This window comes from Kordia jejudonensis, from assembly GCF_001005315.1.
GTDB lineage: Bacteria > Bacteroidota > Bacteroidia > Flavobacteriales > Flavobacteriaceae > Kordia > Kordia jejudonensis.
In genome coordinates, this window is record NZ_LBMG01000019.1 from 37,722 (window position 1) to 59,325 (window position 21,604).

22 protein-coding genes and 1 tRNA gene are annotated in these 21,604 nt (G+C 33.9%); 9 read left to right on the forward strand and 14 right to left on the reverse strand.

Annotated features, from left to right (window positions below; translation table 11 throughout):
* Position 1 precedes the first annotated feature (1 nt).
* Complete coding sequence (ribH, locus tag AA089_RS10965; protein WP_046756992.1) at positions 2–487, forward strand: 6,7-dimethyl-8-ribityllumazine synthase; 486 nt, start codon at positions 2–4, stop codon at positions 485–487.
* 90 nt (positions 488–577) lie between these two features.
* Here ribH and AA089_RS10970 read toward each other — a convergent pair whose 3' ends face one another.
* The 6 genes from AA089_RS10970 to AA089_RS10995 all read right to left on the reverse strand — a co-directional run bounded on the left by AA089_RS10970 (position 578) and on the right by AA089_RS10995 (position 5,073).
* Positions 578–1,357 (reverse strand): glycerophosphodiester phosphodiesterase, encoded by a 780-nt coding sequence (locus AA089_RS10970; protein ID WP_046756993.1) that lies wholly within the window; start codon positions 1,355–1,357, stop codon positions 578–580.
* Complete coding sequence (locus AA089_RS10975) at positions 1,354–2,337, reverse strand: carboxypeptidase-like regulatory domain-containing protein (protein WP_156168974.1); 984 nt, start codon at positions 2,335–2,337, stop codon at positions 1,354–1,356. Before AA089_RS10975 ends, AA089_RS10970 begins: the two co-directional genes overlap by 4 nt.
* Positions 2,337–2,729, reverse strand: a complete 393-nt coding sequence (locus AA089_RS10980; RefSeq protein ID WP_156168975.1) for a peptidase associated/transthyretin-like domain-containing protein — start codon at positions 2,727–2,729, stop codon at positions 2,337–2,339. Before AA089_RS10980 ends, AA089_RS10975 begins: the two co-directional genes overlap by 1 nt.
* 112 nt (positions 2,730–2,841) lie before the next feature.
* Positions 2,842–3,402 carry an RsmD family RNA methyltransferase gene (locus AA089_RS10985; RefSeq protein ID WP_046756996.1) on the reverse strand — a complete coding sequence of 187 codons (561 nt, stop codon included), beginning with the start codon at positions 3,400–3,402 and terminating at the stop codon, positions 2,842–2,844.
* A complete protein-coding gene (locus AA089_RS10990) occupies positions 3,402–4,238 on the reverse strand; it encodes a DUF3822 family protein (protein ID WP_046756997.1) in 837 nt (278 codons plus the stop codon). The genes AA089_RS10985 and AA089_RS10990 overlap by 1 nt, the downstream gene beginning before the upstream one ends.
* Positions 4,216–5,073, reverse strand: a complete 858-nt coding sequence (locus AA089_RS10995; protein ID WP_082113256.1) for a hypothetical protein — start codon at positions 5,071–5,073, stop codon at positions 4,216–4,218. The genes AA089_RS10990 and AA089_RS10995 overlap by 23 nt, the downstream gene beginning before the upstream one ends.
* A gap of 191 nt (positions 5,074–5,264) precedes the next feature.
* Between AA089_RS10995 and AA089_RS11000 the strand changes: the two genes are divergently transcribed.
* From AA089_RS11000 to AA089_RS11025, 6 genes are all read left to right on the forward strand, one after another.
* Entirely contained in the window at positions 5,265–6,689 is a 1,425-nt protein-coding gene (locus tag AA089_RS11000) for an ATP-dependent DNA helicase (RefSeq protein ID WP_046756998.1), read from the forward strand.
* A gap of 65 nt (positions 6,690–6,754) precedes the next feature.
* Entirely contained in the window at positions 6,755–7,633 is an 879-nt protein-coding gene (locus AA089_RS11005; RefSeq protein ID WP_046756999.1) for a hypothetical protein, read from the forward strand.
* A 49-nt stretch (positions 7,634–7,682) separates the two neighbouring features.
* Complete coding sequence (gene kdsB / locus AA089_RS11010) at positions 7,683–8,396, forward strand: 3-deoxy-manno-octulosonate cytidylyltransferase (RefSeq protein ID WP_173427056.1); 714 nt, start codon at positions 7,683–7,685, stop codon at positions 8,394–8,396.
* On the forward strand, positions 8,387–9,085 hold the full coding sequence (locus AA089_RS11015; protein ID WP_046757001.1) for an HAD family hydrolase: 699 nt from the start codon (positions 8,387–8,389) through the stop codon (positions 9,083–9,085). Before kdsB ends, AA089_RS11015 begins: the two co-directional genes overlap by 10 nt.
* Entirely contained in the window at positions 9,085–9,708 is a 624-nt protein-coding gene (locus tag AA089_RS11020; RefSeq protein ID WP_046757002.1) for a CatA-like O-acetyltransferase, read from the forward strand. The genes AA089_RS11015 and AA089_RS11020 overlap by 1 nt, the downstream gene beginning before the upstream one ends.
* Before the next feature lie 46 nt (positions 9,709–9,754).
* Positions 9,755–10,837: an iron-containing alcohol dehydrogenase family protein gene (locus AA089_RS11025; RefSeq protein ID WP_046757003.1), complete on the forward strand. Its 1,083-nt coding sequence runs from the start codon at positions 9,755–9,757 to the stop codon at positions 10,835–10,837.
* A gap of 76 nt (positions 10,838–10,913) precedes the next feature.
* On the opposite strand, the gene AA089_RS11030 is transcribed toward AA089_RS11025, so the two are convergent.
* Together AA089_RS11030 and AA089_RS11035 are read right to left on the reverse strand one after the other, a co-directional pair.
* A complete protein-coding gene (locus AA089_RS11030) occupies positions 10,914–12,137 on the reverse strand; it encodes a porin family protein (RefSeq protein WP_046757004.1) in 1,224 nt (407 codons plus the stop codon).
* Positions 12,138–12,441: 304 nt separating this feature from the next.
* Positions 12,442–13,995: a hypothetical protein gene (locus AA089_RS11035; RefSeq protein ID WP_162200435.1), complete on the reverse strand. Its 1,554-nt coding sequence runs from the start codon at positions 13,993–13,995 to the stop codon at positions 12,442–12,444.
* A 212-nt stretch (positions 13,996–14,207) separates the two neighbouring features.
* Between AA089_RS11035 and AA089_RS11040 the strand changes: the two genes are divergently transcribed.
* Complete coding sequence (locus AA089_RS11040) at positions 14,208–14,765, forward strand: 1-acyl-sn-glycerol-3-phosphate acyltransferase (RefSeq protein WP_046757006.1); 558 nt, start codon at positions 14,208–14,210, stop codon at positions 14,763–14,765.
* Between the two features lie 103 nt (positions 14,766–14,868).
* On the opposite strand, the gene scpA is transcribed toward AA089_RS11040, so the two are convergent.
* The 6 genes from scpA to AA089_RS11070 all read right to left on the reverse strand — a co-directional run bounded on the left by scpA (position 14,869) and on the right by AA089_RS11070 (position 20,322).
* Positions 14,869–17,025 (reverse strand): methylmalonyl-CoA mutase, encoded by a 2,157-nt coding sequence (scpA, locus tag AA089_RS11045; protein WP_046757007.1) that lies wholly within the window; start codon positions 17,023–17,025, stop codon positions 14,869–14,871.
* 1 nt (position 17,026) lies between these two features.
* The gene (locus tag AA089_RS11050; protein WP_046757008.1) at positions 17,027–17,647 is read right to left on the reverse strand and encodes a hypothetical protein; all 621 of its coding nucleotides are present in this window, start codon (positions 17,645–17,647) and stop codon (positions 17,027–17,029) included.
* The gene (locus tag AA089_RS11055; protein WP_046757009.1) at positions 17,637–19,001 is read right to left on the reverse strand and encodes a methylmalonyl-CoA mutase subunit beta; all 1,365 of its coding nucleotides are present in this window, start codon (positions 18,999–19,001) and stop codon (positions 17,637–17,639) included. The genes AA089_RS11050 and AA089_RS11055 overlap by 11 nt, the downstream gene beginning before the upstream one ends.
* Positions 18,994–19,302, reverse strand: coding sequence for an FtsB family cell division protein (locus AA089_RS11060; protein WP_046757010.1), 309 nt, complete (start codon positions 19,300–19,302; stop codon positions 18,994–18,996). The genes AA089_RS11055 and AA089_RS11060 overlap by 8 nt, the downstream gene beginning before the upstream one ends.
* 50 nt (positions 19,303–19,352) lie before the next feature.
* Complete coding sequence (gene udk, locus AA089_RS11065; RefSeq protein WP_046757011.1) at positions 19,353–19,961, reverse strand: uridine kinase; 609 nt, start codon at positions 19,959–19,961, stop codon at positions 19,353–19,355.
* Between the two features lie 286 nt (positions 19,962–20,247).
* Positions 20,248–20,322: transfer RNA gene (locus AA089_RS11070), tRNA-Pro, on the reverse strand.
* 391 nt (positions 20,323–20,713) lie between these two features.
* Here AA089_RS11070 and AA089_RS11075 point away from each other — a divergent pair.
* Positions 20,714–21,604, forward strand: a complete 891-nt coding sequence (locus AA089_RS11075; RefSeq protein WP_046757012.1) for a hypothetical protein — start codon at positions 20,714–20,716, stop codon at positions 21,602–21,604.

Sequence of the window (21,604 nt, forward strand, 5' to 3'; positions counted from 1 at the left end):
TATGGCAACAGTAAATAAAAATTTATCTATATACGATAAAGCTACAATCCCAAATGCGAAAGACTTTCGATTTGGGATTGTTGTTTCTGAGTGGAACGAAAATATTACCGAAGGTCTTTGTGAAGGTGCCATCGCGGCGCTAACGGAGAATGGCGTAGTAGAAGAAAACATCATTCGTTGGAATGTGCCTGGAAGCTACGAATTGGTGTACGGAGCCAAGCATATGCAAAAAACACAACAAGTAGATGCAATTATTGCTATCGGAAGTGTAATTCAAGGGGAAACGAAACATTTTGATTTTGTATGTAGCGCAACAGCACATGGAATTAAAGATTTAAATGTACAATCGGATATTCCAGTGATTTTTTGTGTACTGACAGATGATACATTGCAACAAGCCATTGATCGTTCTGGTGGAAAACATGGAAACAAAGGAATTGAAGCAGCAGTTGCAGCGATAAAAATGGCAGCATTGCGTACGTTTTAAATTTAATTTTTATTAAAATATACAAACCGTTACAATAACTTCTGTAGCGGTTTTTTTATGTTTTGTAGTTTTCTAGAAAGTGTGTAATAATTACTCGTTTACTAAAAGATTTGGGTAGTCCGTAATAACACCATCTACTCCCATTTCTTTAAGAAGTTGAATTTTATCTTCTGTATTTACCGTCCATGAATTTATTTTTTTATTAAGACTATGTATTTTATTCACAAGCTTTTGTGTTGTGAAAAAGTAATTTACAGAATACTCTTCTATATATGGGAGTTTATCAAAATCATACAAAGCACCAGTCAATAATAACTTATGAATTGTAATATTGGGATTTTGTGTATGGATTTCTTCTATAATTTCATCTTCGAATGATTGTATGATACACCAGTTTTCAGCATCATATTCTTTAATGATAGAAAGTATCCGTTTTTCAATATTTGGGTAATAATCATTTCCTTCTTTGATTTCTATCAGTAATTTGGCTCTTTTGTCAATGACTTTCAAGGCTTCTTTAAGTGTTGGAATTGTAAGACTATCTTCAATATTGAATTGTTGTAATTCTTCATAGGTAAGATTTTTTATTTTACCTTTTCCGTTTGTGGTTCTATTAATACTATTGTCATGTATAATAACAATAACACTGTCTTTGGTTTGGTGTACGTCAATTTCAACTCTATCAACCTTTAGTTCAATTGCTTTTTGAATACTTGCTAGTGTGTTTTCAGGACTCAATCCTGCAGCTCCTCGATGTCCAGTTACAGTTAATTTCGTAGTTTGTTTTGTGGGTTCACTAGTTGCACCACACATATACATGATAAATAGAAGAAACATACAGGCGCTAAAAATAAAATACTTTTTTCTCATTTTTTTATAACTTTTACTTCATAATCACCAGAGTTGTTTCCTTTTTCATTATCGTTAACTTCAAATGCTAAAAAACCTTTCTTTTTTGGATAGTATGTAAGTTCTTCTCCAACAAATATCCAGTCAGTTTGATTGTTAATTCTCATCATTAAAGCCGCGTGATTGATATTGGGAACAATGTTGTAACGACTTATATCTGTGCCAAATAGACCAAATTTTTTACCATTAGGATTACAATTTCCAAGAATTGCGCCTACAGTAATTGTTCCACTGGCTTTTATAATTATGGTGTCACCTGGAGATACTTCAATAGTTGTTTTTTGGTAGCTTCTAATTTTTAAAATATTTGTGTTTCTCTCTGGATTTGTTTTTATCTTATTAGGTGGCGTAATTCGCTTCTTTTTTTGCAATAAAGCTTCAAAAGGAGCCGTTATTTTTAGCATTTTTCGTTTGTCAATATAGTTTCCTGATTCATCTGTGAAATTAAATTCAAGTATTTTTTGATTGTTCAGTAAGTCTTTTTCAATGCTAAAGACAACTTCCCCAGCGCCATTCGTTTTTTTAGGAGGCAGTTTACCCAATTCGTCGTTCGATAAAATTTTTACCGTAATATTTTTGAGTCCACGTTTAGTTCTTAAGTCTTTGACTAATCCAGAAACAACAACAATGTTAGTCCTTTTTTCTATTTCAATAAATACGGTGTAATTGTTACTAATTGTTCTCAAAATTCTATGTGATCCGTATTCATCATTTGATATTGTAAATAGTATTGTTTGTCCTGGTTTACATTGGTTACAATTACTAGTACGTAATTCAAATTCTCCATTAGAATCGGTTAAGTCAGAATCGCCACCAGGAATCGTAACTCTGATATTAGAAATTGCAATCTTTGATGTACTTTGTACAGTTCCTTTAATGGTTTGTGAACTTACATAAGAAGTGAAAAACATAAAAATAACTAAGAGGAAAAGTCTTCTCATTATTTTTTTGGTTTTAAAATTACGTCGGCATTAAGTTTATTTGGGAGAAATCTTTGCGTTTCTGTTTTGAAACCTTCCTTTGAATAGTTAATTTTTATTCTTTCTGTACTTGATAAATATTGTTTCTTAAAACTAAGTTCGTATTTTCCTAGACTATCGGAAAATACCACTTTTTCTGTTTTTGAGCTAAATATTCTGACATTCGAAATAGTGTTGTTATTTTTGTCTTTAACGATTCCAGAAATTTTAAAATCGGGCGTAAAAAGTTTTTGTCCTCCATCATTACTCGAGCACTGTATGGTGGTAAATGAAATGACAAGAACAAATACAATCAAAGATATTTTGAAGTCCCAAAGCCTATTTTTCCTGTGTAGTGTAATTTTTTTATTCATTGAGTAAGTTTATCATTACACCTAATATAGAGTAATAAACTTATAAATAAAAATTAAATTTCAGTAAAAGTAGTAAATGCATTACTTTTTAATATGAAGTGTTTAATTGTATTTATTCTTCTTCACCTAAAGCTTCAGGAAGTTGAAAAAAGCTAAATACTGAACCGCCATAGCCTTTTGAGAAGCTGAAATAAGGCGCATGATCGAGTTTTGTTTCTTTGGCATGTTCGAGTATTAAAAAACCATCTGCTAACAATAAATCTCGTTCAAATACAATTGAAGCAATACGCTCAAATTGTTCTTGCGTAAACGCATATGGTGGATCGGCAAAAATAATATCAGATTTCAAATGTGTGCGTTCTAAAAATTTATACACATCACTTTTAATCGCCGTAATATCTAAATCTAATAGTGCAGCTGTCTTTTTTATAAAACTTACACAGCCATAATCGCCGTCAACTGCCGTAATTTGTTCCGTACCTCGCGAAGCAAATTCGTAGCTTATATTTCCAGTTCCAGCAAACAAATCGAGCACGCTTATTTCATGAAAGTAATAATGATTGTTCAGAATGTTGAAGAGTGATTCTTTTGCCAAATCGGTTGTTGGTCGTACAGGCAGCTTTTTTGGTGCTGTCAATCGTCTCCCTTTATGTTTTCCTGAAATTATTCGCATTAGATATTTGTTAGTAAGGTAAAATCGTTGTGATTGTCTAGCTTCGTGCAACTTTCGTCAAATGTAAACGGATATTTTTTGTCTACAAATGAAACATTCCGAACGTATGTATATGTAACAGTGTACAAACTATCTTCTTTAGAAATATCGCCTAAGAAATAAAGTTGCAATTCATTCGTGTTTAATTGGAGTTGTTCAATACTAAACAATACGTAATAAATAAAATCTTCGGAAGTTAGGTACTCAAAAGAATTGTAGAATAATAACTTTTTATTTTTGATGACAATAATCTCAAATTGATCTTTCTGAACATGCACATACACAACAGCTTCTTGATTATTATCTGCCAATTGAAAAATATTTTCTAACAAAATAGTAGCAAAATGTTTGTAGCTAAACGCTCCGTATTTGTCGAAAAATAAATTATTGATATTTACATACGGAATGTACACATTTACCATATCATTATTTGTCACAACATCAAATGTGATGTAATCATTTGGTAGAATCTTGTTATTATACTTCAGGTAATCAGATAGATTTTTATCGGAAAACAAGGGTTTTGGGACAAAAGTCGATAGCGAGTTGATATGACTTACAACAACTTCCTGAAAAGGTTGATCGAACAAATTTTTATGTGTGTTCAGCACAGTTATAATTTGTTTTTCTAACTGCAAAGGATTGGTAACGGTTTCAAAATGAAAACGTTCCAGCGAAGTAATTTCGTTTTTGACGGTATCTAGGATACAAAAAGAAAGTCCATTCAGAGCAATCTGAATGGACAATTTATTATAATTTGATTCTTTTATGGTACTACTTTTTTTGGATAATTTCATAACTCGTTGGCCAGTTTCCGCTATCACTTACTTTATCAAGTGAACCTACGAATATTTCGTCTCCATCAACTTCATCAACAGACATAATTCTCTTTTCTTGTCTCAATAAATCTTTATTCTGATCATGTAAAACAATATCTTTCGCTACAGAAACCTTAAATACTGGAGCTTCATATCCACTAACAGGTAATGTTTTTGTTTCCATTTTAAAAGTTTCCTTTTCATTTTTAGCAAAAGGAACAAATTTCATTCGCTTGTAACGATCGCTTCCTTTGAATAAAGAGTCAATAACAGGCTCAAAACTCAGTGTATCTATAATTACAACCTCTTTCAGTTTATCAATTTTATAAACTTTGTCAAACTCCGTATAACTAGAATCTCTTTTCTCAACAATAGCAAATTGTGCTGTGTCAATAAATTTTTCTAAAGAAGCAAAGTCTTTTGCATACGTTCCAGTAATCGTTTTGTGAGCAAGCTGAGAATCTCTAATATCTTTTAAATTATTAATAACAGCTGTATATCTTTTTATTTTTTCTTGTTTGAATTCAACTGGCGCCATGATGGAATTATAAATCTTGTATCCGAAAAATACAGATGCCAACATAAATACTATAGCAACGATTGGACGAATCTTTCTAGGTACTATCTTTTCAACAAGGAATAAAAGACCAATAGCTACCGCAATAGCTAAAATTACAATAAGAGGTGTTTTAATCGTATCGAAAAAACCTCCACGAACTCCTTCCGATTTTTGTGCTATTGCTAAAGCAGGAAGTAGTAAGAAAACAGTTACTAATGATAAGACTAAATTGAATTTTTGTTTTACGTGTTTCATCTCTATTAAGAATAGTTTTGTTTAAAGGAACATCAATATACGCAAATCTACAATTTTTTTTTAATCGTAAAAGTATTTCACTAAAAAAAGCATGTTTATATTTATAAAAAATCAATTGATACGCTTTACTTCAATTTACTTTTCTATTTTCGTTCTCTGATCGCCAAAAAGCGCAGGTAATTTTTACAATTATGGATGCAACTACATTTTATAAATTACTCAAAAGTAAATTTCCACACGAAGTTACTTTTAAGCAAGATGTAGTTTTACACAAACTTTCCGAGTTTATCTACGGAACTGACAAAGATGCTTTATTCTTACTCAAAGGATATGCAGGAACCGGAAAAACCACTACAATTGGTACCTTGGTAACACATTTGTGGCACACCAAAAAAAAGTCGGTTCTCTTAGCACCAACTGGTCGTGCTGCAAAAGTAATTAGTAATTATGCAGGTCGTCAAGCACATACCATTCACAAAAAAATATATTTTCCTAAAAAAGACAAAGGTGGCGGCGTCAGCTTTGTATTGCAACCAAATAAGCATCGCGATACACTTTTTATTGTTGATGAAGCTTCTATGATTCCTGATGCGCCAAGCGATTCAAAACTATTTGAAAACGGCTCATTGTTAGATGATTTAATGATGTATGTATACAATGGTCATAATTGTAAACTCATTTTAATTGGAGATACCGCGCAATTACCGCCAGTAAAACTTGATATCAGTCCAGCATTAGATGAACGCACGTTAGAGCTAAATTATGATAAAAATGTAACCTTAATTGAATTGGATGAAGTGGTGCGACAAGATTCTGACTCTGGAATATTAGTTAACGCGACCAATTTGCGGGAACAATTGCACGATGAATTTTATGCAGAATTCAAATTTCAAGTGGATAACTATCCCGACATTGTGCGATTGATTGACGGATACGAAATTCAAGATGCCATTAGCGATTCCTATTCTGATAGCGGAAAAGAAGAAATGGCAATCATTGTCCGATCAAACAAAAGAGCCAATATTTACAACCAACAAATACGAAATCGGATCTTATTTAATGAACATGAATTGTCTTCAGGCGATTATTTAATGGTTGTCAAAAACAATTACTTTTGGTTGCCAGCCACATCAGAAGCAGGATTTATTGCCAATGGAGACATTATTGAAGTCTTAGAAATCTTTGCCATCAAAGAATTATATGGATTTCGCTTTGCAGAAGTAAACATTCGTATGGTCGATTATCCAAATCAAAAACCATTAGAAACGGTATTGTTGTTAGATACAATTCATGCCGAAACACCAGCACTTTCCTATGAAGATGGAAACAAATTGTACCAAGAAGTTATGAACGATTATGCTGATGAAACTTCAAAATACAAGAAATTCCTAAAAGTAAAAGCCAACAAATATTTCAATGCATTGCAAGTAAAATTTAGCTATGCCATCACGTGTCATAAATCGCAAGGTGGACAATGGAAAACAGTTTTTATAGAACAACCTTATTTGCCAAATGGCGTTGGAAAAGAATACATGCGTTGGTTGTATACGGCAATGACACGCGCACAAGAAAAACTATACCTTATCGGGTTTACGGATGATTTTTTTATCTCCTAAATCATCTCAAAAAAATATTTTTCCTATTTTTAAAAAAATTAACCAAAAACCAATAATTGTATCGCATGAATAATTTGTACTACAGACCTTCGGGTAAAGTGAATCCTCTTAGTATTTTATATCTACTGTTAGCCATTTGTGTTGCTGTGCCTATATTGGCGCTCATTTACACCTACGCAATTTTGTACATTCCGTTAATTTATCTAAACTTTCTATGCGTAGCTGGAGTTGCGTTTGGACTTGGATTTATAGCAAGCTTTGTTATGGATTTAGGAAAAGTAAGGAATGTGCTTATAGCTGCACTTTTCGGGTTACTCATCGGAATTGCAGGTTTGTATACAAGTTGGATTATATGGCTTGCACATCATTACGAACAAGAATATATGGACATAGCGTTCAATATGGAAGCATTATTTGCTGAAATAGAATATGCCAACGAACAAGGAACTTGGGGAATTGGTAGAAGTGGCGGACTTGTCAATGGAACAATGCTAAGTATCGTTTGGGTTATTGAAGCTGTCGGAATGATTGGATTTCCTGTATTTTTTGCATATTCAAAAGCTTGTGAGCCTTTCATAGAAAATGATGATAGCTGGGCAGAATTGACACCAATTGGTCCTTTTGAATTTATTCTTAACAAAGAGGAATTAAAACAACAATTAGAAACAAGAAACTATGAAACGCTTGTAAACATGCCAGTAGCAAATAGCGAAACAGACGCTTCTCACTCCATATTTCAGTTACATCACGGCAAGCATATCAACCAAGCAAAAGAATTTTACCTTTCTGTGGTAAACATGAAAGCAGGAACCGATAAAGATGGAAACCTCAAGTTTGATGAAAACAATCTGATCAATTACATTCACATCACAAAAGAAGCAGGACAACAATTAGTAGCACGTATTTCAAATACAGGCACAGAAGCGAAAGCAAATTCCGTTTAAAAATTGTACTTTTGAGCTTATAAAATAGACACATTTGAAAATAATAGCAATGATTCCGGCGCGTTATGCAGCTTCTCGATTTCCTGGAAAGCTCATGCAAGATTTGCACGGAAAAACCGTAATTACAAGAACCTATGAAGCTACAGTAGCTACCGAACTTTTTGAAGAAGTATATGTAGTGACAGATAGCGATATTATTCGTGAAGAAATAACACGTCATGGAGGAAAGGTAATCATGAGTACAAAAGAACACCAATCTGGAAGCGATCGTATTGCAGAAGCCGTACAAAATGTAGCTGCGGATATTGTCATTAATGTGCAAGGAGACGAACCATTTACGGAAAAAGAAAGTCTTGAAAAAGTCATCAATGTATTTTATGAAGACCCAAATAAGGAAATCGATTTGGCTTCGTTAATGGTAGAAATCAAAGATTGGGACGAAATCAACAATCCAAATACCGTAAAAGTCATTGTAGATCAGCGCGATTTTGCGTTGTACTTTTCGCGTTCGCCAATTCCATATCCAAGAGATGATAAAGCTGGCGCTAGATATTTTAAACACAAAGGAATTTACGCCTTTCGGAAACAAGCGTTGTTAGATTTTTATGAACTGCCAATGAAATCGTTGGAAGCTACGGAAAAAATAGAATGCATTCGCTATTTAGAATTTGGCAAAAAAATAAAAATGGTCGAAACCTCAATAGAAGGTGTCGAAATTGATACACCTGAAGACCTTGAACGCGCAAAGAAAGTATGGAAATAACATATGACAATATAAAAGTCATCGCTTTTGATGCCGATGATACGCTTTGGGTTAATGAAACCTATTTTAGAGATGTCGAACATAAATTTGCACAACTACTATCTGCGTATGAAACTGAAAATACAATCGATCAAGAATTGTTCAAGATGGAAATGAAAAACCTGTCAACGTACGGATACGGAATCAAAGGTTTTATGCTGTCGATGGTAGAAAGTGCTATTGAATTGTCCAACGGGAAAATTTCAAACAAAGTACTTTCAGAAATCATCAACTTAGGAAAAGAAATGATTTCCATGCCTGTAGAATTGCTCGATGGTATTGAAGAAGTACTTGAAAAACTAAGCGGAAAATACAGACTATTGGTCTTAACTAAAGGCGATTTGCTCGATCAGGAACGAAAACTTGAAAAATCTGGCTTGACCAAATACTTTCACCATGTAGAAGTGATGAGCGATAAAAAAGAAAAAAATTACCAAGATTTGCTCGATCATTTAGAAATAAATATCAACGAATTTTTAATGATTGGAAACTCATTAAAGTCAGATGTATTACCAATTATAAATATAGGAGGAAAGGCAATTCATGTACCATTTCATACGACTTGGCAACATGAAACGGTTTCTCCAAATGAAGAATCTGATGAATACCATGTCGTAAAAGACATTACACAAGTGTTAAATTATTTGTAGTGAAGAAACTAAACATTGACACTTGGAATCGGAAGCAACACTTTGAATTTTTTAACACGTTCAAAGATCCGTTTTTTGCAGTTGCAGCGCCCATGGATGTTACCAAAGCGTATCATTTTGCGAAAGCGACAGGAAACAGCTTTTTTGCAGTGTATTTGCACGATTGTATGAAAGCTGTAAACTCGGTTGAAGCGTTTAAATATCGAATTGAAAACGAACATGAAGTTGTCATTCATGATCACATTCACGCGTCGCCAACGATAATGCGACCGGACAAAACATTTGGTTTCTCATTCATCGATTACGATGCAGATTTTGAAATATTTGCGCAAAATATAAAAGCGGAAAAAGATCGAATTTTTAATTCAACAGACTTATTTCCGCCAAAAAACACAGAAGATTGTGTGTTTTGTTCAGCATTGCCTTGGGTAGGTTTTACAGGACACAAAGAACCGTTTCATGGTAAAAAAGAATCGGTTCCAAGAATAGCTTTCAGTAAAATGGAAGCAAAAAAAGATAAAAAAATAATGACGGTTTCAGTATCGGTAAATCATGCATTGATGGATGGCTATCATGTTGGACAGTTTACCGAAAAGTTTCAAGAAAACTTGTTGAAGCACTAAATAACTTAATGTAATATTTATATTTACACTATTAAACTAACAAACTATGCAGTATAAAAACTTTCCAATGGTTCCCAGAGTAATCTTCGGAAGAGGAAGTTTTAACCAGATACAAGAAATTCTTGCGCCAAAACGTGTGAATACAAAAGCACCGTTTATCTTTTTAGTAGACGATGTTTTTGAAAACAATCCGTGGCTGATTGATAGAATTCCACTTCGCTTTCTAGATCAAATTATCTTTGTTTCTGCCGATGAAGAACCAAAAACGTCACAAGTTGATGCATTGGTGAGCGAACTCAAAGAACGTTTTACTGAAAATCCATCAGGAATTATTGGAATTGGCGGAGGAACATTGCTCGATATGGCAAAAGCCGTTGCAATAATGCTGACAAATGAAGGAAGTGCCGCCGATTATCAAGGTTGGGATTTGGTAAGCAGTGAAGCAACATATCATGTAGGAATTCCAACGATATCTGGAACTGGCGCGGAAGTTTCACGAACCACCGTTTTAACAGGACCAGAAAAGAAATTAGGAATCAACTCAGATTATACACCTTTTGATCAAGTAGTATTAGATCCTGAATTGACACGTGGAGTGCCACAAAATCAGTGGTTTTACACAGGAATGGATTGCTACATTCATTGTATAGAATCGTTAACAGGAACGTACTTAAACGCGTTTAGCCAGAGTTACGGAGAAAAAGCTTTAGAACTTTGTAGAAACGTATTTCTTGAAAAAAATGTACGTGATGAAGATTCAGAAGATAAGTTGATGATGGCTTCTTGGCACGGCGGAATGAGCATTGCCTATTCGCAAGTTGGTGTCGCACACGCCATGAGTTACGGACTTTCATACTTATTAGGAACAAAGCACGGAATTGGAAACTGTATCGTATTCAATCATTTAGAAGAATTTTATCCGCAAGGAGTTTCTGAATTTAAGAAAATGGTGCGGAAACACGATATCGACATTCCAACAGGAATTTGTAAAGACCTCACAGACAAAGAATTTGATAAAATGATTGATATTGCGCTGATGTTAGTTCCACTTTGGGAAAATGCATTGGGTAAAAATTGGCATGAAATCATCACCCGTGAAAAGTTGAAAAACATGTACATGAAAATGTAATAACAACTTCGTATAAAAACAAAAAAACGCTTTAAAAGTCTAAACTTCTAAAGCGTTTTTTTATACATAAATATCTTTAAAAGATTGTGTAACCAAAAACTAGCGCAACACTATTATAATCGGACGCGGCATAAAAACCATTTAGTGGCAACATTTCTCGTGCTGTTTTATATCGGAACTCAATACTATACTTATTGTTGTATTTATATCCCAATCCGAAAGCAAAATTTCCTCTCGGATCTAATACGATGTCAATAAAATTAGGTTGTTCAGACCGAATGTCTTTAGTCAATGAAATATTGAACATATAAAAAGCATTCACAAATAATTTTGACGAATCGTTAAGAAACATGTAATGACGAACTCCTACAGGAACTTCAATTGCGCTATAATCAACCTCTACGTTTGTTGTTCTATCTCCAGCAGTATCTTGTGCATAAACCACTTCTTTATTCGTTTTATAAGAAACATAGGTTGGTTCAGCTACAATTGCCCATTTGTTTTTATTAAAATTTAAAACAAATTCTGCTTCCAGCCCAAGTTGAAGACTCGTATTCTGACCAAAATCAATTGTAAATCTTTGATTGACAGCATTCGTAATTCCAAATGAAGAAAAATTAACGCCAGGTTTTACAGATAAATTAAAGCCTGTACTATTATCGCGAGCAGCAAAATTTGTGAATGTATTTCCTTCACAAGAATTATATGCAGCAAATAATTTGACCAATTTTGATTTGGTATATAAGGTATTTTTTATTTTTTTCGAAGTAACTGCATCACACTTTAAATAATCCCACAATTGTTTTTTATACGTAGTATTTTCAGCGACTCTACTTTCAGCTTGTAAATACTTTTTATACACCAATTGTTCAATGTTTTTATCGTCTACACTAAAAAAGTACTTTCTCAAATTACTATCAACATACGAATATAAAGATGCTTTTCCTTCCACAAGTACTTTTAAAAAAAGCTGTTTCTGTTGCCATTGTGGCGCTTCTGAAGTTGGCAAATCATTCAGGTTTTGATACGAAACATCAATTGCAACGGTATGTCTTTCAAATTTCGATTGGTCATAAATTTCAAAAACAGCAACGTTTCTTATGCCAATTGATTTCTGTTCGGAAGTTTCTGTGAGTTTATATTCAAAATCACTCGGATTGTTTTTCCAATCCATATTTTTAATGTAGCATTCTGTTTTTTGACCCGAATTGTCAATAAAATATCCTTTATCAAAAGAAATTTGAGCAAACGAATAATAGCTCATAAAAAGCAAAAGGATAACAGTTAGTTGTTTTTTCATGTAAGCATGTTTTATATTAGAGAATAAAATAGTGAAAAGCATCTGTGTGCAAACGTTCACGCTGTTAGTGTTTAGAATAGCTCAAAAGTAACAGTTTATCAGATCAAAATAGATACGTTCATACTAAAATTCAGTGAATTATCGTAAAAAGAAAGAAATTTTCACGTGTTGATTTTTAATGTAAAATACATATTTTCAGGTAGTTGTGGTTTGAATCGATAATTTGATGCTAAATAGACTGATTTCTATAATTTCATTATCTTTTAGATGAAGAATTTTCAAGGAAGCTCTAAATTAGTATGAATTAAAAATACTCTTTCATCGTTTTAATATCAAGCCAACCAGTTTTTCCGTTTTTTACAATTTTATAAAATGAGCTAGTAACACGTTCAAGTAATTGATATGTTGATTTTTTCTGTTGTGGAAAAATACCAACTTTATCATTTTTATATATAAGAATCAAATTGTCTTGATTTATCGTAATACGATCATACTTTACAGGAAGTTCCTGAATAGTTGTTACCAAAAGATCGTTGTATACATTTCTTTTCAATGAATATTGATCGGATACGGTCGTTTTTAGCGTTTTATCATGATGTATCTTATCATAAGAATACAATCCATATTTTCTACCATTGAACACTTTTATATAATTCGGAAATCCTGAAATTGCACCCGTAAATTCATCATTTTCATCCGAATAATCAGAAGTTGTATCATTTATAAAAGTTAGTTCTTCATCTTTTTTATGATTTTTAAAAATATACGTTTGCTCAGTATCTCCTTGTGGTCCAATATTTCTATGCATAACCTTTACGGAATATGGATATTTTTGGTCTTCATTCTTGCTAATTTGATGTGAAATCGAAGAAACGGTTCCGCATACATTGAGGACTTTTTGTGGTAATTTTTGAAATTGATTTCCATAAATATCAACATACGCTGAAGTTTCAGCGGTCAAAAACTCTACATAATTGTCATGAAAGTAAGCTTTTTGAACGTTTGGAGTTTCAAACTTCGTACGTATTGAATTGTAAATGGTATAGGTAGCATCTTTTTGACCAACAATAAAGTAATTAGAACACATAATAGTATCAAAACTTTGTTGTAAAAGATCGTTTTTAAAATTATCATACAAACGATATTGCTCTGTTTCGTCTTTGACAATTTTATGCATATAATCAGGTTCTAAATAGGACAAAATTTCATAGTCATCAACAGGATACCTATTTCTTTCTACAGAAGTAATAAAGTCGATATCAATTTCATTTGAAACCATGACAATCTGATTATAAAGTGGAATTCCAAAAAAGATAATATCATCTTCTTCATTGAGTAACGTTATTTCTTTTCCATTGCCAAAATCGAGTACTACAACTTCAAGCCATATTGCATCATCAACTTGCCAATTAGAGCTGTTTACTGCATTTGAAGTTTCCTGAAATAATAACTCTTCATAAAGTGCTAAACCATTTCCCATAAATCGTAAGATGTTCACTGCTTTTTCAGAAGTATCTTCGGTTTGTACAAACCAATCATACTGTTGCCAACTTGTAGTATCTATAGTTTGAATATCGCTTACAAACACAAGATGTGCGTATGTTTCCTTTATATCTTCCATTGTATATGGTTCGTCCGATTCTTGTGTAACAAGTGTTTCCAAAAAACCTTCTGTAGTTTCAGTAAATTCTATAATTGTGTATACATAAGAATTGGAACCTACTTTTTCAAACATGCCAATTTCAGTATCATCGGTATCGTATGCAATAATATCAATATTGGACAAATGAATACGATGCTGCGCTTTCAGGGTTTGAAAGCCGAAAAGCAATAAAAAGAATCCGAACAATAGAGACATACAATTGCGCATAGTTATAAAGTTTAGGATAAACTTAGTAAAATGTATAGCAATTGTAAAATAGTAATACGTAAGTACGTCATTTGAATGCGTGAAAGAAACGTTTCAATGAGATCAAAAGACAAATTAACAGCTAACAAAGACAAGAATTCTTAAAACTTCACTAAATTAGCAAGCCATTCTTAAAAAAAGATAACACTAAAAATTCCCAAATGATACGAGCGATATACAAATTTATTTTCTTCAAAATGATGGGTTGGAAAATCATTGGAAACTTTTCTGATGAGGTAAAAAAATGTATCGTTGCTGTGGTACCACATACAAGTTGGCACGATTTCTATATTGGGTTGTTAATTAGAGGAATTACGCAGAAAAAAATCAACTATGTAGGGAAGAAAGAACTCTTCAAATTTCCGTTTGGATGGTATTTCCGTTGGACAGGTGGTGCGCCAATTGATAGAACGCCAGGACAAAATAAAGTACAAGCAATGGCGGCCGTATTTGATGGAAAAGATGAGTTTAGACTTACCTTAGCACCTGAAGGAACACGAAAACGCGTTGACGAATTGCGAACAGGATTCTATTTTATCGCAAAAGAAGCCAATGTGCCAATTACCTTAGTAGCTTTTGATTTTGGTAAAAAACAAGTCAAAATTGACGAACCTTTTTATCCAACAGACAACATGGAAGCCGATTTTGAATACATTCACGAATTCTTCAAAGGAGTTGTTGGAAAAGTTCCCGAAAAAAGTTTTCGATACAATCAATAGCAAATTTCAAAAAAGAAGTTTAAAGGTATAAGATTCATTAATACACTACATATTTTACCTAACACCCAATACCCAACACCCAACACCTAAAACCCAAAATCGCTTACTCGTCAATTAAAATTTCCAACAACTGAATCGCAGCTTCACTAATTTTTGTTCCAGGACCAAAAACGGCAACAGCGCCAGCATCAAACAGAAATTGATAATCTTGATGTGGAATGACGCCACCAACAATGACCATAATATCTTCACGACCGTATTTCTTTAACTCTGCAATTACTTGTGGAACTAATGTTTTATGTCCAGCAGCTAATGAAGAAACACCTAAAATGTGTACATCGTTTTCCATTGCTTGTTTTGCGGCTTCCGCTGGTGTTTGAAACAACGGTCCGATATCTACATCAAAACCAACATCGGCATAACCCGTTGCAACAACTTTTGCGCCACGGTCATGTCCGTCTTGTCCCATCTTTGCAATCATAATTCGTGGTTGGCGACCTTCTAATTCGGCAAATTTAGCTGCCAATTCTTTTGCTTTTTGAAACGAACTATCGTCTTTAATTTCTTTACTATACACGCCTGAAAATGATTTAATTTGTGCTTTATATCTTCCAAAAATAGCTTCCAATGCATCTGAAATTTCTCCTAAAGTGGCACGTTTACGCGCTGCATCAACCGCTAATGCTAATAGGTTATCATTCCCTTGAGGAAGAGAATCTTTTGAATCCGTACTTAAACGTGCAGCAGCCGTTAGTTTTGCTAATGCTTCCGTAACTTCCGAAGCATTTCTGTTTTTTTTCAATTCGTCCAAACGTGCCAATTGCGCAGTTCGAACTGTTTGATTGTCTACTTCTAAAATATGTAACGGATCTTCTTTTTCAAGTCTGTATTTGTTGACACCAACAATCACATCTTGTCCAGAATCAATGCGTGCTTGTTTTCTCGCAGCAGCTTCTTCAATGCGCATTTTTGGAATTCCCGCTTCAATGGCTTTGGTCATTCCGCCCAATTCTTCCACTTCTTCAATAAGTTTCATGGCTTTGTGCGCAATTTCATGTGTTAGTTTTTCCACATAATAACTTCCTGCCCACGGATCAACCGTTTTGGTAATTTTGGTTTCTTCTTGTAAATATATTTGTGTGTTTCGTGCAATTCGTGCAGAGAAATCTGTTGGTAAGGCAATGGCTTCATCCAATGCATTTGTGTGTAAACTTTGCGTGCCGCCAAAAGCTGCTGCAGCCGCTTCAATACAAGTTCGAGCTACATTGTTAAACGGATCTTGTTCCGTAAGACTCCAACCACTTGTTTGACAATGTGTACGAAGTGATAATGATTTTTGATTTTTAGGATTGAATTGCTTCACAAGTTTTGCCCACAACATACGAGCTGCTCTCATTTTGGCAATTTCCATAAAATGATTCATGCCAATTGCCCAGAAAAATGATAGTCGAGGTGCAAACGTATCAATATCCATTCCTGCGGCGAGTCCTTTTCGGATGTATTCCAAACCGTCAGCTAAGGTGTACGCCAATTCAATGTCGCACGTTGCGCCAGCTTCTTGCATATGATAACCGGAAATACTGATACTGTTGAATTTCGGCATGTGTGCAGAAGTATATTCAAAAATATCAGAAATGATCTTCATGGAAGGTGTTGGCGGATAAATGTACGTGTTACGCACCATAAATTCCTTCAAGATATCATTTTGAATCGTTCCTGCTAAATGTTCAGGTTTTACACCTTGTTCTTCAGCTGCGACAATATAAAACGCCATAATTGGTAACACGGCGCCATTCATCGTCATGGAAACCGACATTTTATCCAATGGAATTTGATCGAATAGAATTTTCATGTCTTCTACCGAATCAATGGCAACTCCTGCTTTTCCAACATCGCCAACCACACGTTCATGATCGCTGTCATACCCGCGATGTGTTGCCAAATCGAACGCAACTGACAATCCTTTTTGTCCAGCCGCTAAATTACGTCTGTAAAAGGCATTGCTTTCTTCTGCGGTAGAAAATCCTGCATATTGACGAATGGTCCACGGTCTGCGCACATACATCGTAGAATATGGTCCACGTAGATTTGGTGCAATTCCTGCCACAAAATCCAAATGTTCCACTTCTTGCATATCATCTTTTGTGTACGATGATTTTACCTCAATATCTTCCGCAGTTGTAAACGAAGTTGTTGTATGTTCGTTTTCAATCGTTTTCGTACTGTCAAGTGTGATATGTTGAATATTTTTCCTTTTCATATTACAGTTTTAAATTCCACATGTATTCATCAAAATATTGCTCGTCTTTAGAAATAATAGTCGCCACAAAGGTTCTTCCTCTCATGTTAAGGATGTAACAATAGGTTAGCATGGATCTTTGCGCATTCATAGAATTTTCATCGCCTTGGTATAAAAAAAGAGCTCTAAACATGGTATTGCCATTGCGTCTTTTTATGCTAGATTTTTCAATTGAAGCTGTCATATTCATCAAGCTGGCATTTCTTTGATGTTCTTTTTCAAGTCGTGTAAGTATATAGCTTGAAATGTCTCTGTTGATTTCAACATGTGGCATTTCTTCAAAAAAGTATCGAATGGTTTTACTTTTATTTCTTAATAGGTATTTCTTATTGGATTGATTAGCGATTTCATGATACTGCGCAAGTTGACTTTGTTTTACTTGCGGATTTTTTATTTCTTCAATATCTTTTTTATACTGTTCTAGCGTGATTAATTCTACGTCTGATGGAACAAATAATTCTACACCAAATTTATCCAATGTATAATATTTCCCTAAGAGTTTATTTTCCGTATTGTTTTTATTTCCATCACATTGAATGAATAAAAAACCAATTAAAATGATATATAGTAGTTTACTTTTCATTTTTTAAACGCTCTTTTTCAAGTTTCGTCGCCAAACGTCTTAGGTTTATAGGAATGACCAATACTTTTCGGATTTCGTTTTTTGAGAATGGTTCAATTTCCAAATCGTGCTTCATACGATCTTCCGAATTTGGATATTTGTTTGTTCCGAGTAAAACTTCTTTTCCGTCATCAAATAACGCTTGCTCTTTAAGGTCGCATTCTTTTATTTTTCGTTGAATGGTGCCTTCTTTTAATTGTTTCAAGAATCCACCAGAAGCTTCAATGTCTTTGAAAAGTGCTAAGGCTTTTTCTGCCAATTGATGTGTAATACTTTCTATGTAATATGAACCTTCCGTGGGATTGTCCGTTTTGTCAAAATAACTTTCATCTTTTAAGATTCGAAGTTGATTTCGCGCAATACGATCACCAAATTCGTTGGCTTCATGATACAAAGCATCGTATGGTAAATTGTATACAACATCGGCGCCACCTAAAACTGCACTCATACATTCTGTGGTAGTTCGTAGCAGATTTACATTGTAATCGTACAAGGTTTTGTTCCGTTTGGAAGGCGAAGCAATGATGATACATTCTTGATTTAAGTTGTATTCTTTTGCCAAAACGTTCCACAATTGGCGCAACGCTCTGAGTTTGGCAATTTCAAAGAAATAATGTGAGCCAACTGTGACGTTGAATATGAGTTTGTTAGTAATTTTTGATCCGAAATGATTCAGGTATTCATTTGCATGCGAAAGTGCGTAGGCGAGTTGTTGCACCATACTTGCACCTGCATTTTGATACGTGTCCACATGAATCGTCAACCTAGGCTGAGATGCTTCAAGCTGAAGGATCGTTTCAAGTTGTGCATGATCGTTTGTAAGATTTTCGAACCAATTTCCAGTTGCGGCTAGTTGTCCTATGATATCTATTCCAATTGTGATGTTTGCAGCATGTGCTTTCGCGAAAGCGGTAATTTTAGAAACATATTCCGAAGACAAAAATTCCATTTCTAGATGAATCGGAATTGCTTGGACATTTACATTTTGTAAAAGCGTTTCTATGGAAATTTCTTTGTTTGCGATGACTAAAACCAGACTTTCAGCACCACGATTTAGGATATCTTTTATGTTTTTGTTTGCTACTTCTGCATTGGTAACTCGAATGTGTTGTGCTACTTTCCATTGCGTAGTTTTGGTAGCAATTGGCTGAACAGCACCAAAATTTTCACTGTGGTAAAATGGCGTAATGTCAATACCTTCCTGCGTAGCTGTGATCAGTGTATCGTTGTAATCGGCACCTTTTAAGTCTACTTGTATTTTTTGTTTCCATTGTGCAGCAGAAACGTTGTCAAACTCGTTGAATAAGTTACTCATTGTCTTCTAAATTTAGGCTGTCTGCGTACTCGATGATATAAATTTCTTCATTTTCTTTTTTCATGAAATAGCGCTCACGTGCAAATTTTTCCAATTCGTCCATGCTAGAGAATTTTTTAATGCTTTGGCGATCTTTTGTGATTTCGCGTTGCAAGTTTGCTTTTTGTTGTTCTAACAGTTCAATTTGTCGATTGAGTTCTTTGTGTGTAGAAAACCACGAATTTGCATCTAAAAACAGCATCCACACGATAAATATCGCTGAAATGATGATGTATATGTTTTTGAACTTGTTGAGATTCATGAGGTTTGCAATTGCGCCGCACTAAAAAATGCTATGTAAATGTACTAAAATTAGGCTAATCGTTCGCTAATAATTGTTCTAACAATGTCTACGGCAACCGTATTGTAGCGATTATTTGGAATGATGATATCGGCAAATTCTTTTGTAGGCTCAATAAATTGCTCGTGCATTGGTTTTAATGTTGTTTGGTAACGCACTAAAACTTCGTTGATATCGCGTCCGCGTTGGGTAATATCGCGTTTTATTCTTCGGATGAGTCGTTCGTCAGAATCTGCATGTACAAATATTTTGATGTCGAACATTTTACGAAGTTCAGGATTTGTCAAAATTAGAATTCCTTCGACAATGATAACTTTTCGTGGTAATGTGTGAATTGTGTCGCCTGTACGGTTGTGTTTTACGAACGAATATACAGGTTGATCGATGGCATTTCCTTTCTTTAATTCGGTCAAATGTTCACAGATTAAGTCAAAATCAATAGATCGTGGATGATCGAAATTTATTTTCGTTCGTTGTTCGTAATCTAAGTGTGAAGTATCATTATAGTAGGAATCTTGCGAAATGATTCCAACTTCATTTTCGGGTAATTGTTTTATGATTTCGTTAACTACGGTTGTTTTTCCACTTCCTGTTCCGCCGCCAATACCAATAATGAGCATATGTTATTTAGTTTTTTAGATGCTACAAAATTAAGTAAATTATTCATTTAATTTAGATAAAAGCGTTGAGATCACTACAAGATATTCTACAGCTATGAAATTGGTTGAAATTTTCTTTTTTCGAGGTTCTTTTTTTTAGAAGTAGGAATGATTTAAGAAGTGTTTTTATTGGCGATGTAAGTTCTTGAATCGCTATGCGCTTGCAATTCATTTTACAGTAGTTATTTGGGGAGAATTAAGTATACGGCATAAAAAAAGTCTTGCAGAAAGCAAGACTTTTAAGTTGTCGGGGTGGCAGGATTCGAACCTGCGACCTCCGCGTCCCAAACGCGGCGCGATAACCGGGCTACGCTACACCCCGAAAAGTGTTTTGTAGTTTTATAGACATGATGAATATAGTACTACACCCGAAAATTTGGATTGCAAATATAAGATTTTTTCAGAAACACAAACACAAAAACTATTTATTTTTAAAATAATTTTGAATTATGTGCGATTGAGTATTCAGCTTGGTTCAAATGTAGCGTATTGTATTGCTTTTTTAGAAATACGGACCTTAATTTAACCTAAAATATTGTGCTCTCTTGTTGGCTGTTTTTTGAAACTGAGTAAACTATTGACAGATAAAGTGAAGTAACGCTTGAAAGAAACGTATCATAGAAACCTGTTTATTTTAGACGAAATCGATTATGTTGATTTCACAATACTAAAAAATCAATATCTTAGATCACTTCAAAATTTAAGTATTTGACATGAAAATAAAATTAGTATTCGTTTGTTTATTTTTTCTAATAATTGCTTGTGGAAATGATAAAAAGGAAACCGAAACACCAACTGAAACCTCTGAAACTGTTCAAGTGACAACAAAGGTTGAAAGCTCAAAACCTAAAACAGTAGATGAACACATAGCTGAAATCAAAGAAAATTTTGCTAAAATTGAAAGTCAACAAGCTTCATATACGCTGAAAAGTGACAAAGAAGATATTGGAGGTGGCGTCTTAGAATTGCAAGGATATTTTAACGGCAATACGCCTGTAAAAATTGTAAAAGGAGCGTTTGGTGAACATGGTTCGGTGAAGACTACATACTATTTTAATGAAAATACATTATTTTTTGTGTTCCAAGAAAAATTTAGTGAAGCTACTATGCGAGGACCTTTTACAAAAAAAGAAAATCGTTTTTATATTGCTGATGGAAAATTAATTCGAGTATTAGAAAAAGAACAAACAATTACATCTGGGGATTTTAAGATGGACAATGCTCAAAATATTGACGTTACCGAAGCTTGGAAAAACGAAACTTATGTTGTGGCAAATTTCACAAAATTGGGTAGAGAAGTCAGTAGTTTATTATTGGAGAAGAGTATAGGTTTGGATAATGGCCGCTGGATAAGTACAGAAGATTCAAATACTGGCGTTGAAATAAAAGATGGAAAATTTATCATGTTTTATCAAAGTGAGACAATCTCTTCAAATGATGTGTATGATTATAAATTAACAGAACATGAAGGTGTAGAATATTTAACATTAATTGATGAAACTGGAGATAAACTTGAATATTCAATTTTAGAATATACTGATGAAATTTTTGTGATCAGTTATTTGGCGCGTGGAAATCGATTAACGTATGAAAAAGAAAAATAA